The organism is Asticcacaulis sp. (genome assembly GCA_024707255.1).
Lineage (GTDB): Bacteria > Pseudomonadota > Alphaproteobacteria > Caulobacterales > Caulobacteraceae > Asticcacaulis.
This window is the reverse complement of the sequence record JANQAC010000002.1, coordinates 611,490-628,010: the sequence shown is the minus strand read 5'-3', so window position 1 is coordinate 628,010 and position 16,521 is coordinate 611,490. Positions and strand designations below refer to the sequence as shown.

Here is a 16,521-nt window from a genome sequence, read left to right as displayed (position 1 = left end):
TCGAAGCCTAAAGCGCGCGCCAGGCGATGTCGGTACGGTAAAACCCACCCGGCCAGTCGATCTGGTTGATCACCGCGTAAGCCTTGTCGCGCGCTTCATGCAGAGTCTTGCCGCGGGCACAGATATTCAGCACCCGGCCGCCGGCGGCGCGCAAAGAACCGTCCTCGCCCCGGCTGGTCCCCGCATGGAAAACCGTCACATCGGGGCCGAAATCGGCCTCTGCGCCGCGAATGATAGACCCCGTCAGCGGGCTATCCGGATAGCCCTTGGCGGCATAGACGACACAGACCGCCGGGTCTTCATGCCACTGTGGCGCCGGCAGGTTTTTCAGCCCGCCTTTCGCGGCCGCCAGCAGGTAGGGCACGATGTCGCTTTTCAGTCGCAGCATCAGCACCTGGCATTCCGGATCGCCAAAGCGGGCATTGTATTCCACCAGGCGCGGCTGGCCGTCTTCCACCATCAGGCCGGCATAGAGGACACCCTTGTAGGGATTGCCCTCGGCCTTCATGCCCGCCATGGTCGGGGCCAGGATTTCCGCCTCGGTAATGCGCAGCAGTTCCGGCGTTACGATCGGTGCCGGGCTGTAGGTGCCCATGCCGCCGGTATTCGGACCGGTATCACCGTCAAAGGCGCGCTTATGATCCTGCGCCCATCCAAAAAGGATCGCCGTCTCGCCGTCGCACAGGGCGAAAACGGAAGCCTCCTCACCGGTCATGAATTCCTCGATGACGATGTTGGAACTCGCAGGGCCATAACGCCCCCCAGCATGGCCTCGACCTCGGCCACGGCATCCTGGTAATCCGGTGAGATGGCCACGCCCTTGCCAGCCGCCAGACCATCGGCCTTGATCACATAAGGCGGGCTGTAGGTTTTCAGAAACTCGCGCGCTTCGGCCACATTATCGAAAGTTTCATAGGCGGCCGTAGGAATATTATGGCGCTTGCAGAAATCCTTGGTGAATCCCTTGGAGGCTTCCAACTGCGCCGCTTTCTTTAACGGACCGAAGCAGGGGATATTGGCGGCGGCCAGGGCATCGGCCAGACCTTCGGCCAAGGCGCTTTCCGGCCCGACCACCACCAGATCGGCCCTGATCTCGCGCACCAGCCCGACCAGGCCCGGCACGTCGGTGGCCTTGATATCGCGGCATTCTGTTTCCTTGGCGCCAATCGCCGCCATGCCGGGATTGCCCGGCGCGATAACCAGCCTGTCGCACAGCGGAGATTGCACGATTTTCCAAGCAAGGGCGTGTTCGCGGCCGCCCGAACCGATCAGCAGAATGTTCATGGATTTCGCTTCCCTCACCCGGCCTTCCGGGTCAAGCGAAAAAGTCTCAGCCCGCCAGCCGATAGGGCGTCACCGTGCCTTCAAGGCAGGCATGAAGCGTGTTGAAAAACTGCGGCATGTCGATCGGCTTGGTCAGGACATGGTTGAAACCATGACCGCGGGTATCGTCCGAAAGCTTGGTCTGAGCGGCGGCGCTGAGCGCCACGATCGCCGTTTCCGCATTGAGCCCACGCCCCTCGCGCAGGGTGCGCGTGGCGGCTATGCCATCCAGCACCGGCATCTGGATATCCATGAAGATCAGGTCGAACCTGATGCGCTGGCATATTTCAAGCGCTGCCTCGCCATCGCAGACCTCATGGATTTCCAGCCCGGAATCGGTCATCAGCAGGCGGATCAGTTCGCGGTTGATCGGGTGATCGTCAACGATCAGCACCTTGCGGTCCTCCAGGAAGACCGGCTTCAGGTCGTTGGCGCTCACAACCGGCGCCGGGGCTGCGGCTTCGCTGACCGGTATCTCGAACCAGAAGCAGGCGCCTTCGCCCGGCACGGAGTCGATCCCGATCCGCCCCTGCATCAGCTTGATAATCTCGTGACAGATGGAAAGACCCAGGCCGGAACCGCCATATTTGCGGCTGATGCTGTTGTCGATCTGATTGAAGCGCGTGAAGAGGTGCGGCTGCTGGTCATAGGGAATGCCTGGCCCGTTATCCCGCACCTCGACGCGCAGACGCCCCTTTTCCGGCAGGGCGGCAGACACCACCACCCGGCCGTTCTGCGTGAACTTGAAGGCATTGCCGACCAGATTATAGAAAACCTGGCGCAGGCGCACATCATCCAGCAGCAGCCAGTCCGGCATGTTTGGATCATGGTCGCAAACAACATCGATATCGCGCGTTTCACCAAGTACCGCGAACTGATCGACGATATCGGACGCCAGGCTGCGTATATTCGCCGGTTGCGGATCGAGCCGCACCTGCCCGGCTTCCAGCTTGGAGAAGTCGAGAATATCGGTGATCAGGCTCAGCAAGGCTTCGCCCGCCTTGTTGATACGGCCGATATAGTGGCGCGCATCCTTCGGCATGTCCGTCACGCTGTTTAAAAGCGTAGCGTAGCCCAGGATGGTCGTCAGCGGCGTGCGGATTTCATGGCTCATATTGGACAGAAAATCCGACTTGGCCATGACAAAGGCTTCCGCCGTTTCCTTTGCTGTGCGCAGGGTGTCTTCGAGATGCGCCTGCTCGGTTATGTCCTGAAGAATGCCAAAGATATATTCCGGTTTTCCGTCTTCGGAAAACTCGACACCGCCTTTGGAATAGACGATGCGTTCCTCGCCATCGGCGCGCATCAGGCGATGCTCGAAGGTGAAGTCCTCGCCGTTTGCCATGGCCTGGCGCACGCAGATTTCCACCGCCGCCTGGTCATCCGGATGGAACAGGCGGATCGCCGTATCTATCTGGGGCTGGTAGCTGTCGCGTTTCAGGCCGTGAATGGCATAGACGCCGCGTGACCAGAAGCACTCCCCGGTCGGCGCATGGATATGCCAGTAGCCGACCCCGGCCACCTCCTCCATCAGTTCCAGCTTGCGCTGCGTTTCCTGCAACCGGCGGATCGCCGCCTTCTTCGCCGCGCCGCTGCGCCGCAGGGCCAGCATATCGGAGACACTGGCGGCCAGTTTTTGCAGGCGGCTGGCCTGGACCGCGTCAAAGTCATGGCGCGCCACCGTATCGAGGATGCAAAAGGTGCCGATTTGCACGCCCTCGTAATGCAGGGGCTGGCCGGCATAGAATCGCACCGCCGGCCCGTGCGTCACGAAGGGATTACCGGAAAAGCGCGGATCGGCCATTGCATCCGGCACGACCATCAGGCCGCCCGACCGCAGAGTGTGTTCGCAGAACGAAATTTCCGCCGGCACCGAACGCAGGTCGATGCCGCGGGCGGTCACGAAGCTGTGGCGTTCGCCATCCACCAGCGAAATCAGGACAATCGGCGCACCAAAGATATCCGCCGCCAGGGCGGTCAGATGATCGAAGCCCGAATCCGGCTCCGCTTCAAATATATCCGGCTGATGAAAAACGGCGTGGCGGCCGGCCTCCTCAGCCAAGGGCACTGTGCGGCGCATGGCGCTCTGTCCTGCTTATTGTAAGACTCACCTTAAGTTGAGCCCCTGAAGAAAGCCTAAACATTTGTGGATAAAAAACGATTAGAGCCGCAAAACTGGGGCCGGACCAAAAATTACGCTAAGATGCCTGCATGGCTAATGACCTGCTTCCCTCCGAATCGACAAATGCCCCAAGTAACGTTCCAGCCTATTCGGTGTCCGAACTGGCCGGCGCGCTGAAGCGCACGCTGGAAACCACCTATGACCACGTCCGCCTGCGCGGCGAAATCTCCAAGGTCACGCGCCATGCCTCCGGCCACGTCTACCTGACGATCAAGGATGACAAGGCGGCGATCGACGGCGTCATCTGGAAGGGTAATGTCAGCCGCTTGCAGGCCCAGCCGGAACACGGCCTGGAAGTTATCGTCACTGGCAAGATCACCACCTTCCCGGCGTCGTCAAAATACCAGATCGTCATCGAGGCGATGGAGGTGGCTGGCGTCGGCGCCCTGCTGGCCCAGCTTGACCGCCTAAAGAAAAAGCTGCACGGCGAGGGCCTGTTCGATCCGGCGCGGAAAAAGCCCCTGCCCTATGCGCCGCGCACCATCGGCGTCATCACCTCGCCGACCGGTGCCGTCATCCGCGACATCCTGCACCGTATCCGCGACCGCTGGCCATGCCGCGTCATCGTCTGGCCGGTGATCGTCCAGGGCGATGCCGCCGCCCCGCAGGTAATCAACGCCCTGCGCGGCTTCCACACTGACCCCGCCTTGCCGCGTCCGGACGTCATCATCGTGGCGCGCGGCGGCGGCTCGGTCGAAGACCTGTGGGCCTTCAACAGCGAAGATCTGGCGCGCGCCGTGGCCGCCTGCACCATCCCGGTCATCTCGGCGGTCGGCCACGAGACCGACACCACCCTGATCGACTATGTCAGCGACCGCCGCGCGCCTACCCCCACCGGCGCGGCTGAAATGGCGACGCCGGTGCTGGGCGAATTGCGCGCCTTCACCGCCGATCTCGAACGCCGACGCCAGGGCACGATGGCACGGCTGCTGGAAACCCGCCGCGAGCGCGTGGCCCTGCTGGCCCGCACCCTGCCGAAGCCGCTTGATCTGATCAATACGGCCCAGCAACGGCTTGACTATGTGGCCCATCGCCTCGGCGGCGGCCTGCTGCAAAACCTCAACCTGCACCAGACGGCCTATGCCCGCCTCTCCGGGCGTTTCGCGCCGGCCTTGCTGGAACGCGAGGTGCAGCTAAAGCGCACGCACCTGGGCCAACTCGCCGCGCGTCTCGATCTGGCGGTCGGGCGCCGCGTGACCCCGGCCACCAGCCACGCCCGTCTGCCGGACCTGACAAGACGCATGGATGACGCCCTGAACCGGACGGTCAAACGCAGCGGCGAACGCCTGCCGGACCTCTCTCGACGCCTCTTGGAAGCCTTCGCGCGCGATCTGAGGCAAAGACAGGAACGCCTTCAAAGACTTGAGCAATTACGCCTCAGCCTAAACCCCGACCGCCCACTCGATCTCGGCTTTGCCCGCGTTAACCGGCCCGACGGCGCCCTGGTCAAATCACCAGCGGGCGTGTCCGCCGGCGACGCCCTGGTTCTGACCTTCAAGGGCGACCAGACCCTCGATGTCACGGCGGGCACTGGCAACACACCGCCGTCCGCCAAAGCGCCACCAAAATCCGCACCACCACGCCCCAAACCGGCCGGTCCCGATCAGGGCAGCCTGTTTTAGGGCTTCGACTTTGCCGGAAAGGCGCCTTGAAGGGCGCCAATCAGTCCTTGCTCCCACATAGCCGGGTCGTGCCCGGAATAGATGGTCAGGTAATGGCAGGTCAGCCCTGCCTGACGTGCCTGTTTGCAGAAGACTGAGGTCTGTTTGTTGAAATAATCATAGGCACCGGCGCCCAAATAAAGGGTCTGGCCTTTTGCCGCCGCGAAACCATAATCCTGCTTCGGGCTACCAGCGACCGCAAAAGCGCTGACCTGATCGAATAGATCATGGTGCGTCACACCAAACGACAAGGCCCACGCACCACCGCTAGAAAAGCCATAGGTCATTCTGTCAACCGCCTTGAGGCTGGCATGGAAACGGTTTTCGGCTAACGGCATGACTTCATTGAGAACAAAAGCTTCGTGCCGCCTATAGGCTTGGAGATCGAAATGTGCATTCGGTACATATTCATTATTACGCGCAGCACCGCCGTTATCCATGCCAACCAGCAAGACTGGCCGGACAAGGCCATCAACTATGAGTTTCTCGACGATCGGCGCAAAGGCATCAACCGAATTATCCGCCATATAAACAACCGGATACCCATCCGCAGGTGGCGGCGCAGGCGGTGTATAGATGGTGATATTGCGCTTTTGCCCCAGGTTCCGGCTGTCGATCTCCATGGTTTCTGTTCGCCCCTTAAGCGTTTCCACCCTGGTTGCTTCCGGGGCCTTGGGACCATGATAATCAAGGCTTTCGACCGCCCGCATATCAACCAGCAAAGACAGATTCAGTACAGACTCATCGATGTAAGGCAGATTGTATTGCAGCCCCCAAAGTCCCTGAGGTGTCCCCGCTAATAGCTGCATGCGGTCCTGAAACGTGCAGCACAGATCAGGCGCAAGGTCTCCATTTCCCCGCGCGACAATACGCAGAGTGGTCCCTTCGATCCAGTAAGCAAGGTTTTTCGCACCCAAGTGATCAGCCGCGGTCTGTGCATCGAAATCAACGGTTGCGAAACATCCCGCGTCCATGGCTGAAGCGGCCTGACACAGGGGAAGGACACGCGATATCTTCTGGGGCTGCGCATTTGCGATGGTGAAACAAGACATTCCCATAAACAGGCCGCATATAAAGACAAACAGACGCACGTTTATTTCCCCCTGCCGCAACCATTGCGCACAAATATCATCATTCAAATACAGCTTATTTTTGACAAGGCCCGCCTTGATCCTTCCTCTCGCCCGGCCTATGTTGGCGATATGAATATGCATACGCCCTCTCCGCTGCCTGGTCAGGCCATCGTCCATTATGGTGATGGCGACTACACCATCATGCGTCCCGGCAAGTTCGTGCTCTGCGCCGTTTCCGGCCGGCAGATCCCGCTGGAGGCGCTGAAATACTGGAATCCGCGCACCCAGGAAGCCTATGCCGGCCCGGAGGAGGCCACTCAAGCTTGGAAAAGCCTTCAGCGCTGAACCGCCGCATACTTTTAACCGGTGCAACCGTCCTGCTTGGCGGTCTTGGTTCTCTTGCGCACGCCCAGGCCCCTGATCCTTTCGGGCTTAAAGGCCGCTTTATTCAGAGCGGCTATTGCGTCGGCCGCTCCGCTCCCAATGCCGAACTCTGGGTGGACGGCGTCCTCCAGGGGACAGCCTCCGCCGATGGCTGGTTCTATGTCGGCTTCGACCGCGATTCCCCCGCCACCTGCCGCATCGAATTGCGAACCGCCACCGACACCCAGACCGCTACCGTAAACATCGCCCCCCAGACCTACGACACCCAGCGGGTCGATGGCCTGCCGCCGGAAACCGTAACGCCCCAGGCCCCCGAAGTCTTTGAACGCATCAAGCATGATGCCGCACTGAAGGCGGTCGCCTTCGCCAGCCGCGACAGCGATGACAGCTTCAAGAGCGGCTTTATTTGGCCGCTGAAAAACTTCATCGTTTCAGGGCGTTTCGGCAATCAGCGCATCCTCAATGGCGTCCCCAAGAGCCCGCACTACGGCTTTGACATGGCCGCCCCCATCGGCACCCCGATCTATGCGCCGCAGGGCGGTCTGGTGGTGCTCGCCGAACCGGACCTGTTCTACGAAGGCGGACTGACCTTTATCGATCACGGCCAGGGCGTGATCTCGATGTACCTTCATCAGTCACGCGTACTGGTCAGTAAAGGCGACCGACTGATCCAGGGGCAGTTGATCGGCCTGGTGGGCGATCGCGGCCGCGCCACCGGCCCGCATCTGTGCTGGCGACTGAAATGGGGCGAGCGCCACATGGACCCCAGTCTTATGACTCAGGGCCTTATGGTCGGGTAGGCCGTCACCCATTTACCACAGCGAATTATTCTGTCGGAAATATTTGAATATTTCGCGCAACGGGCCTATGCGTTGCTCATAACAACACTCTATAAGGCCCGCCTGCCTTCCACAGCGACAATCCGAGCATATGGCCGATTACAGTAGTCTGAAAATCCTGCTGATCGAAGACAATCAGCACATGCGCTCCATCGTCACCGCCATCCTCAAGGGCACGGGCATCCGCAATGTGCGCGAGGCGCGCGATGGCGCTGAGGGGCTGGACATGCTGCGCCAGTATCCGGCCGATATCGCCCTGGTCGATTTCAACATGAACCCGATCGATGGTGTCGAATTCACCCGCCTGCTGCGCAATTCGGCGGATTCGTCCAATCCTTACCTGCCGATCATCATGATCACCGGCCATTCCGAACGCTCGCGCGTTATCCAGGCGCGCGATGCCGGCGTCAATGAATTCATCGTCAAGCCCCTGACCGCCCGCGCCCTTCTCGGCCGGCTCGATTCCGTCATCATGCGGCCACGCCCCTTTATCCGCTGCAAGACCTATTTCGGCCCCGACCGCCGCCGGTCCGGCGATCAGAATTACGCCGGCCCCTACCGCCGCAGTACCGACGGCGCCTATTAACTTTAATCTTCTGTTAGTAAATCTTAACGCCCACTAGGCGAGTGACTTGAATCATCCCATAGTCAGGCTGGCGATTCTGTGTGCCGCATCCTGCGAAATGGGACCATTATGGGCAAGTTCACCCCGGCTATTCTTGTTCTGACCTATATTCTGGTGGGCCTGAGCCTCGCCGCCATGGTCTGGAACGGCGGCTCCGATTTCGGCACGGCCCTGGCAGTTCTCGCCGGCACGCTTGGGGTCTGCCTCTCCTTTCATGCCTATGCCTCGCAGCAACTGGCCGAGCGCCGCATCCTGCGCGACGTCGAAAACGTCCGTGATGCTCATCGCCTGATGGTCGATGCCATCGATTCAACCCAGAAGGACATGCTCGAACTGGCCGATCGCGTCCAGAACCAGCGCACCTCACGTTCCGAGGAACTGACCTCGGAAGTGAAAATGCTGGAAGACCTGGTGATGAAGCTGGGCGAAAGCATCGAGGACCGCCTCAATTCCTGGCAGGCGGCGCCCGCCGCCACGGTCGTGCCCTTGCGCGGCACGCCGGCGATGAATGCCAAGGAAGCCCGTGCCCCGCCCTGATCGAGACCATTCGAGAGGCGCTGATCGCCAACCGCGTCGATCTCTATCTCCAGCCGGTCGTCTCCCTGCCCCAGCGCAAGACCATCTTCTACGAATCGTTCTCGCGTCTGCGTGATGCCACCGGCCGCGTGCTGATGCCGGCCGAATATCTCAATGTCGCCGATGCCGAAGGGCTTGTGCCCTCGATCGACAACCTGCTGCTGTTCCGTTGCGTGCAGATCGTCCGTCGCCTGGCCAAGCAGGACCGCCGTATCGGCATCTTCTGCAATATCTCGCTGACCTCCCTGCGCGACGAGACCTTCTTCCCGCAATTTCTCGAATTCCTCAATGAAAACCGCGACCTCGCCGGTTCGTTGATATTTGAGCTGGGTCAGGACGCTTTCGCCACGCGCGGGTCGGTCGAAGCGCGCAACATGGCTAAGCTGGCCGATCTCGGCTTCCGCTTCTCGCTCGACAAGGTCGTCAGCATCGATTTCGATTTGCAGGATCTGCACCGCTCCGACGTGCGCTATGTCAAGATCGGCGCCAATCTGCTGCTCGAACAACTGCTCGAAGTCGAAGGCAAGCCGGCGATGAAGTTCCTGAAGGACATCCATGCCGGCGACTATGCCGGCCTGCTGGCGCGCTACGGCATCGAAGTCATTGCCGAGAAGGTCGAAAGCGAAAAGCAGGTGGTCGATATTCTCGATATCGAGATCGGCTATGCCCAGGGCCATCTGTTCGGCGAACCGCGCGCCATCAAGGAACAGGTGCTGGCCGAGACCGATCCGCCCGCCGGCTTTATCAAGTCGACCCTGCCGCAACAGGGCCGCCGCCGGGCTTAATTGGCGGCACTTTCGGGCGGGCCAAGATAGGACGGTTTCAACCCGCCGGTATCGAGCACCAGTCGTTCCAGCACCACATTGTCATCAATGCGGAACACCTTGATCGTATGCTTGCCGGGCTTAAGACTATTGAATGCCGTCGGCAGGATGAGGATATTATCCTTGACCGCCTGGGTCCATTGCGGCGTGTCGGGCCTGAGGTCGAAGGTCAGGGTTTGTGCGGGCCGGTCATCGATCGTGACGGCGATACGCAATCCCCCTTCGCCTTGCGTATCCAGCGTCGGCGCCAGATACAGATTGAGCGTGACATCGACCTCTTTGGCAAGCTTGAAATCATATTCCAGCGCCATGTCGCCAACAGATGTCGAAGCCGCAGCCTGAGGCAGAGAGACGACCGATGACAGGGTTCGTCCCAGTTCAGGGATGACTTGCCAATGCAGACCCGCCGCCTCGGTCTTGCGGGCGAAATGTTCGGCGTCTATGGCGATGGCGCCTTCACTTTCGACAAATTCGCCCTTAGTTGAAGCTGAGGGACGCAGATAGAGGCGATCGCTTTTATAAGCATAGTGCGCCGGCTTTCCCTTTTCAGCCACACGGATCAGCTTCGGCAGAACCTGGACTTCCGGCTGTTGCCAGTTGTCATAGCCGATGTGGGTCTGGTCCATCATGTGGTTCCATTTGCCATCGCCAAGGGTGTTATATTGCGCCGCCAGATCCTTGTCGGTCTGGAACTTTTTCTCCACAATATCGGCCAGAAGATTGGCGCGCGGACTGCCTTCCATGGCCGCCAGATGATTAAGCGCGGTGTTGTAATAAAGGCTATAGAGATTGGCGCTGGCCACCGTCGGATATTCGACAAGCTGGAAATAAGCGTCTTGTGCATTAGCCGGCAGGGCTTTGCCAAGCGCCTGGGCGCGCTGCGCCAGAACACCATAATCCTGCTCCATATAGGACAGGCTGCCGATATCAAAACTGTCCGCCGTGATCAGCTCCGGCTTCTTGCGCGCATTATACTGGCTGTAACGCGTCAGTATGTCACCAATCTCCGCCGCATGTGCCTGACCGAACTGCTGGCCGGCCCATTTCGCCGGATAAGCCTGTAAGGCTTCCGGCGTCATCGCCTGCGGGTTCCACGCCATATCCATGAAGAAGGACAGCGGGAATTCCATCGGCTTGATATCGCCGACATTGACGATCCACAGACGATCTGCGCCGCTGTCATAGGCCAGGTCCATCTGTTGCCAGGTCTTCTCAATCTGGTTGGTATTGATCCATTTGTAATTGCGCGGCCCGCCGACATAATCGAAATGGTAATAGACGCCATAGCCGCCCGGACGCGCTTTGCCCGGTTCCGGCAAGCGCCTTATCTGGCCCCAGTTGTCATCGGAAAACAGCAGGGTGACGTCATCCGGCACCTTCATGCCGTGGTCGTAATAGTCCTGCACCTCTTTGTAGAGCGCCCAGACCTGCGGCGTCTGATCGGCCGGTTTGCCGGTGACATCGGTGATGATTTTCCGCTGATCCGTCACAATCCCTTCAAGCAAATGTGTAGCCGTGCCTTCGCTCATCGGCTCGTCGCCATCGCCGCGCATCCCGACCGTGACGACATTCTCGAACTTGCCGGCTTTCAACCGTTCGATGCCGCCGCGCCAGAAGGTGCGCAGGTTTTCGGCATTAGTGGTGTAATCCCACTTGCCGCCGGTGACGCCGCCCTCCTGGTGCCGGTGCCATTCCTCCTGCGCCCGCGTCATCGGCTCATGGTGTGAGGTGCCCATGACGATGCCGTAGTCGGCAGCCGTCTGCTGATTCAATGGATCGTCATCAGAAAAGGCCTTCCCCCACATGGCCGGCCACAGATAATTACCCTTCAGCCGCAGCTCCAGCTCGAATACGTGGCCATAAAGCTCATGATTGATGCCGCCGAATTTTTCCCGCGCCCAGCCGCCGAAGGCCGGTTCCTCGTCATTGATGAAGAAACCGCGGTATTTCACCTTCGGTGCGTCAATACGCGAGCCCGCCGTTACATACAGGTCGCTCTTTTTCACCACCGGCACATCGGCCCACCAGTACCACGGCGATACGCCCATCTTCGCTGACAGATCATAGGTGCCGTAAATCGCTCCCCGCGTATCGGCGCCCATGATCAGCAGCACCTTGCCGTGACCGGTATCGACCACTGATTGCTGATAAGCTTCCCATCGCCCGCCGATATCGCGGCCGTCGATCAATCGTTGATTTTCCAAATCATCGACCAGGCCTGAATGGCCCTGTTCGGCGATCGCCACCACTGGGCCGGTCACGTCCTTGAGATCATGCACCACCGCCGGATGCACACCCGATACGCGCTCCAGGTCGGCGGCGAAATCCTCGGCCACGCGCTGCACCGGCCGGGGGGCCTGCGCATCAACATAGACGGTGGCCGGCTTGCCCCCCTTGATCAGAGCGAAACTCGCCGCCGATACGCCATCGCACACCAACACCGGTCCCTCACAAGCCAGGGCGCCCGCCGGAAAAACCGCCCAAATAACAACAGCCAGCCAAATCTGCTTCATGATCCTATCGCCGTGCATAAATCGCTTCAACTTCCTGTAGCAGGCTGTTCATTTGCTTCTATGCTGGCCGATCATCATGCCAGGGCCGCAGCGATGGCGGCCAGGGTATAGGGCGCCATGGCGGCATAGGCCTGGGCATTGGGATGGACGCCATCGGCGCTGAATTCGGTCCGCATGGCGCCGTTGTCGAGCGCCAGGGCCGGCCAGTAATCGACGAAGATATAGTTCTGCGCCGAACAGACCGATTTGATCCATTCGTTCAGAGCCTTGATCTTTTTCGACCGGATTGCCGACTTCCATCTTCCACGGGAAGTGATCCGCCGGCGGCACGCTGGCCATGATGACCTTGATGCCGTAGACGCTGGCGAGGTTCGCCATGGCTTGCAGGTTGTTGGTTGTGGCCACCGGATCATACGGATCCTGGTTCTGCGCGATATCATTGGTGCCGGCCATAATATGCACGGCTTTCGGGCGCAGGGCCACCACATCGGCCATGAAGCGGACCAGCATCTGCGCCGAGACCTGCCCGCCGATGCCGCGCCCGACCAGGCCGTTATCGGCATACAGCGTGCCGGATTGCCCCGGCCAGCCATCGGTGATGGAATCGCCCATCATGACGACCTTGCGCGCGGTTTCGGGCTGTTGAAGAACATCGGCATTCGCCAGGTGATAGCGGCGAAGCTGTGCCCAGTCGGTGCCCACCGGCTGGACAGTCAGCGTTGCCGGATCGTTATAATCCTGCAGCGCCGCCTGTATGACCTGCGATTCCGCATTGGGCTGCCCCTTGTTCTGCGCAGTGGCGGCCGTTGCCGTCGCCAGCATGGCCCCGCCCGCCAGCGCCCCGGTAAGCATATGGCGCCGCCTGATATCCGTCATAATCCGTATTCCCCTGCTCAGGCGACCGTCAGGGTCGCCGTCTTCAGGTCTACACTATTGGGTCCGACGGAAATCGTAAAGGTGCCCGGCTCAACAACGCGCTGCATATCCATATTGTAGAATTGCAGCTCGGCCGGGGTGATGGTGAAGCTGACGGTCTGGCTGGCGCCAGGTTCCAGGGTGATACGCTTGAAACCCTTCAGCTCCTTGACCGGACGCGTGACGGAGGAAACATCGTCACGGATATAGAGCTGAACCACTTCATCGCCCTTGAACGCACCGGTATTCTTCACTTCGACTGAGACAGTCACGCTATCCGCCGTGCCGATGGTGTCTTTTTCCAGCTTCGGGGCCGAAATATCGAAGGTGGTGTAGGAAAGTCCGTAGCCGAATGGGAACAGCGGAGACGTGGTGCCATCGAGATAGCCACGGCGGGCCGTCGGCTTGTAATTATAGAAGATCGGCAGTTGACCGACATTGCGCGCGATCGATACCGGCAGTTTGCCCCCCGGATTGGCCCGGCCGAAGAGGATGTCGGCGGCAGCCCAGCCGGTTTCCTGGCCCATATACCAGCCCTCGATCAGGGCGTCGGCCTTTTCATTGAGCAGGTTGACCGACAGCGGACGACCATTTAGCAGCAGGACCACGGTCGGCTTGCCAAGCGCGAAAATCTGCGCGGCAAGATCATTCTGGCGGCCGATCAGGTCAAGCGACTGGCGGTCGCCCATGTGATTATCCGCCCAGGCTTCACGTGAGGTCTGCTCGTTGTCGCCCAGCACCATGACAATGGTATCGGCCGATTTGGCGGCTTCGACGGCATCGGCAATCAGCTTGTCATTGACCTCATCCGGCGTGAAATTGATCACGTCCTGGCCCCAGATACGCTGTTCGGTCAGGCGCACGCCTTCACTATAGGCCACGGAGAAACCTCCGGCCTTGCCCTCGGCCTGCAGGCCTTCGAGGACGGAAACGACATGGCGTGGCTTGTCGGAATAGCCGCCGATCGGCGTGTCCTTCGCGTGGGTGCCGAGCACCAACAACTTGCCTAGCTTTTTGGCTTCGAGTGGCAGCACCCCGTTATTCTTCAGCAGCACCACTGACTTCGTGGCAGCTTCGCGGGCGAGCGCCACGGCGTCAGAGGTGGCGGTCAGGCTGTCGGCCTTTTTGGCGTCGACATACGGATTTTCGAACAGGCCCGACTGGAACTTCATTTCGAGGATGCGCGCCACCACCGTATTGATCTCTTCTTCCGAGATGCGCCCGGCCTTCACCAGGTCGATCAGGTTGCCATAGGTCTGGTTGTCCGGCGTCTCGATATCGACACCCGCCTTGAAGGCGCGGAAAGCCGCCTCGGTCGTGTTCGGTACCAGATGATGGCGGGTGATCATTTCATTGATAGCGAAATAGTCGGAGACCGTAACGCCCTTGAAGCCCCACTCGTCGCGCAGGATGGTGGTCAGCAGCCACTTGTTGGCATGGGAAGGCACACCGTCGATCTCGTTATAGGAGGGCATGACGGCGCGGATATTGGTTTCCCTGACGATCTTCTCGAACGGCGGGAAGAAGTCCTCACGCAGGGTACGTTCGGACACTTCAGCGGGCCCGACATTGGTGCCGTTTTCCGGCTGACCGTGGCCGGTCATGTGCTTCAGGGTGGCGAACACCTTGTCCCCGGCCAGAGGCAGGGTCTCGCCCTGGAAGCCGATCACGGCCGCCTTGCCCATGGCGCCGCAGAGATGAGGGTCTTCGCCGTAGGTTTCCTCGATACGGCCCCAGCGCGGTTCACGCGCGACATCAACCACAGGCGCAAGCGCAAAATTGGCGCCGCGGGCGCGCATTTCACGGGCGGCAACCGAGAAGATTTTCGTGGCCATGTCCGGATCGAACGACGAGGCCAGGCCAATGGCCTGCGGGAAGGAGGTGGCATCCTTGGCGACATAGCCATGCAGCGCTTCCTCGTGCATGATCATCGGAATGCCAAGTCGCGTCTCTTCGACCGCCCACTTCTGCATGGCGTTGACGTGTGTAGCGGTATTGAAGGCATCGCGGTTGCCCACGGCGCCGGAATCGCCCGCGCCGGTCGTGGTGGCCAGGCCCTGCTGGTCGGACGGGCGCGCCACCATGCCGAGGCCATTTGGCCATACCTGCGACGCCTTTTTCGGATTGAACTTGCCGTCAGGGTCCTGAATATCACCCTTCTTCTGCCAGACGCATTCCATCTGGGCGACCTTTTCCTCCAGCGTCATGCGACCGAGCAGATCGGCAACGCGCGCTTCGGTGGACAGGCCGGGGTTTTTGTAAGGCAGGGTTTCCTTTACCTTCGCCAATGCACCTGTGGCCGTGGCGGCGGTCAGGGCAATGGTCGAGGCGCCGAACAGGCGGCGGGTGACGACGGGGGTCGCAGACTTCATAACTTCATCCCTGTTTTTCTATGGTCGGCACTTCCATTTACGAAGGCCGCTGCCGCGCTTGACGGCGGAATTGAACGATGACACTGTTAGCGCTAACAGAATAAAATTCAACAGGGAAAATGTCATGAGCCAAAATGTTACAAGACGCGCTGCCATGGTTGCCGGCGCTGCCGCGGGCGCTCTCGCTGCCCTGCCCGCCTTCTCCAATGAAGCGATCACGCCGCTGAAGGATTTAGCTGCCGCCAAGGGCCTGCGCTTCGGCACCGCCATCGGCATGAAGATGTATGCCGATCCGAAGGTCCGCGATCTGGTCATCCGCGAATGCAACATCATCGTGCCGGAAAACGAGCTGAAGATGTATGTCACGCATAACAAAAACCCGACGGACTACAACTTCAAGCCGGCCGACGAATTGCTGGCTTTCGCCGAAACCAACCACATCGCCATGCGCGGCCATAATCTCTTCTGGGCGCGCGACGAATTCACCCCTAAATGGCTGATAGATTATAAATTTTCCGGCAAGGCCGAGGCCGAAAAAGATGCTGCGCGACTATATCGCCACCGTAGCCAACCACTATGGCGAGCGGCTGACCTCGTGGGATGTGGTCAACGAGACCATCGATCCCAAAACCGGTGAAGTCCGTGACAATGCCTTCTCGCGCGTGCTCGGCATGGACACGATGCGCATCGCCTTCGAGGCCACCCGCGAGCACCTGCCCAAGACGCAACTGGTCTATAACGACTACATGAGTTGGGAAGCCGGCAACGAAAACCACCGCAAGGGCGTGCTCAAGCTGCTGCACTGGTTCCGCGACAATCATGTGCCGATCGATGCGCTTGGCGTACAATCCCATATCGGCAACGGCTTCGATCTGATGGCCGGTCAGGTCAATCAGTGGAAGGACTTCCTCGACGAGGTCGTGTCGCTTGATCTCGATCTGCTGATCACCGAATTCGATGTCGACGACCAGACCATCCCCACCGGCGACATCGAGCAGCGCGACGCCATCATTGCCACGGTCGGCCGAATCTATCTCGACCAGATGCTGAGCTATAAGCAGACGAAGGATGTGCTGTTCTGGGGGATGCCGGACCCGTACAACTGGCTTCAGGAATTTACGCCGCGCAAGGATGGCCTGCCCCTGCGTCCGACACCGTTCGATGCCAATTTCAAGCCCAAGCCGCTTTATGACGCCATCGCCGCGGCTTTCCTTACTGCGCCGGAGCGGTAACA

The 16,521-nt window shown here is 60.1% G+C and carries 11 protein-coding genes and 2 pseudogenes; 7 read left to right on the top strand and 6 right to left on the bottom strand.

The window, feature by feature from the left end:
- Nucleotides 1–7: 7 nt before the first annotated feature.
- Nucleotides 8–1,284: pseudogene (gene purD, locus NVV72_14275) on the bottom strand (phosphoribosylamine--glycine ligase).
- A gap of 46 nt (nucleotides 1,285–1,330) precedes the next feature.
- The gene (locus NVV72_14270) at nucleotides 1,331–3,403 is read right to left on the bottom strand and encodes an ATP-binding protein (protein ID MCR6660440.1); all 2,073 of its coding nucleotides are present in this window, start codon (nucleotides 3,401–3,403) and stop codon (nucleotides 1,331–1,333) included.
- 131 nt (nucleotides 3,404–3,534) lie between these two features.
- Here NVV72_14270 and xseA point away from each other — a divergent pair, with 131 nt between their 5' ends.
- A complete protein-coding gene (gene xseA / locus NVV72_14265; protein MCR6660439.1) occupies nucleotides 3,535–5,127 on the top strand; it encodes an exodeoxyribonuclease VII large subunit in 1,593 nt (530 codons plus the stop codon).
- Here xseA and NVV72_14260 read toward each other — a convergent pair.
- A complete protein-coding gene (locus tag NVV72_14260; protein ID MCR6660438.1) occupies nucleotides 5,124–6,380 on the bottom strand; it encodes an alpha/beta hydrolase-fold protein in 1,257 nt (418 codons plus the stop codon). The genes xseA and NVV72_14260 overlap by 4 nt on opposite strands.
- Here NVV72_14260 and NVV72_14255 point away from each other — a divergent pair.
- From NVV72_14255 to NVV72_14240, 4 genes and pseudogenes are all read left to right on the top strand, one after another.
- Nucleotides 6,369–6,584: a DUF2093 domain-containing protein gene (locus NVV72_14255; protein ID MCR6660437.1), complete on the top strand. Its 216-nt coding sequence runs from the start codon at nucleotides 6,369–6,371 to the stop codon at nucleotides 6,582–6,584. The two genes, NVV72_14260 and NVV72_14255, sit on opposite strands and share 12 nt — an antisense overlap.
- A complete protein-coding gene (locus tag NVV72_14250) occupies nucleotides 6,563–7,423 on the top strand; it encodes a M23 family metallopeptidase (GenBank protein MCR6660436.1) in 861 nt (286 codons plus the stop codon). The genes NVV72_14255 and NVV72_14250 overlap by 22 nt, the downstream gene beginning before the upstream one ends.
- 130 nt (nucleotides 7,424–7,553) lie before the next feature.
- The gene (locus NVV72_14245) at nucleotides 7,554–8,048 is read left to right on the top strand and encodes a response regulator (GenBank protein MCR6660435.1); all 495 of its coding nucleotides are present in this window, start codon (nucleotides 7,554–7,556) and stop codon (nucleotides 8,046–8,048) included.
- A 108-nt stretch (nucleotides 8,049–8,156) separates the two neighbouring features.
- Nucleotides 8,157–9,448: pseudogene (locus NVV72_14240) on the top strand (EAL domain-containing protein).
- On the opposite strand, the gene NVV72_14235 reads toward NVV72_14240, so the two are convergent.
- The 3 genes from NVV72_14235 to NVV72_14225 are packed head-to-tail and all read right to left on the bottom strand — an operon-like array spanning nucleotide 9,445 to nucleotide 15,287.
- Nucleotides 9,445–12,000, bottom strand: a complete 2,556-nt coding sequence (locus NVV72_14235; protein MCR6660434.1) for a glycosyl hydrolase 115 family protein — start codon at nucleotides 11,998–12,000, stop codon at nucleotides 9,445–9,447. The pseudogene NVV72_14240 and the gene NVV72_14235 sit on opposite strands and share 4 nt — an antisense overlap.
- 48 nt (nucleotides 12,001–12,048) lie before the next feature.
- Nucleotides 12,049–12,876: a GDSL-type esterase/lipase family protein gene (locus NVV72_14230; GenBank protein MCR6660433.1), complete on the bottom strand. Its 828-nt coding sequence runs from the start codon at nucleotides 12,874–12,876 to the stop codon at nucleotides 12,049–12,051.
- A 17-nt stretch (nucleotides 12,877–12,893) separates the two neighbouring features.
- On the bottom strand, nucleotides 12,894–15,287 hold the full coding sequence (locus NVV72_14225; GenBank protein MCR6660432.1) for a glycoside hydrolase family 3 C-terminal domain-containing protein: 2,394 nt from the start codon (nucleotides 15,285–15,287) through the stop codon (nucleotides 12,894–12,896).
- 124 nt (nucleotides 15,288–15,411) lie between these two features.
- Here NVV72_14225 and NVV72_14220 point away from each other — a divergent pair, with 124 nt between their 5' ends.
- Nucleotides 15,412–15,924 (top strand): endo-1,4-beta-xylanase, encoded by a 513-nt coding sequence (locus tag NVV72_14220; GenBank protein MCR6660431.1) that lies wholly within the window; start codon nucleotides 15,412–15,414, stop codon nucleotides 15,922–15,924.
- Nucleotides 15,827–16,519, top strand: a complete 693-nt coding sequence (locus NVV72_14215; protein MCR6660430.1) for an endo-1,4-beta-xylanase — start codon at nucleotides 15,827–15,829, stop codon at nucleotides 16,517–16,519. The genes NVV72_14220 and NVV72_14215 overlap by 98 nt, the downstream gene beginning before the upstream one ends.
- Nucleotides 16,520–16,521 lie beyond the last annotated feature (2 nt).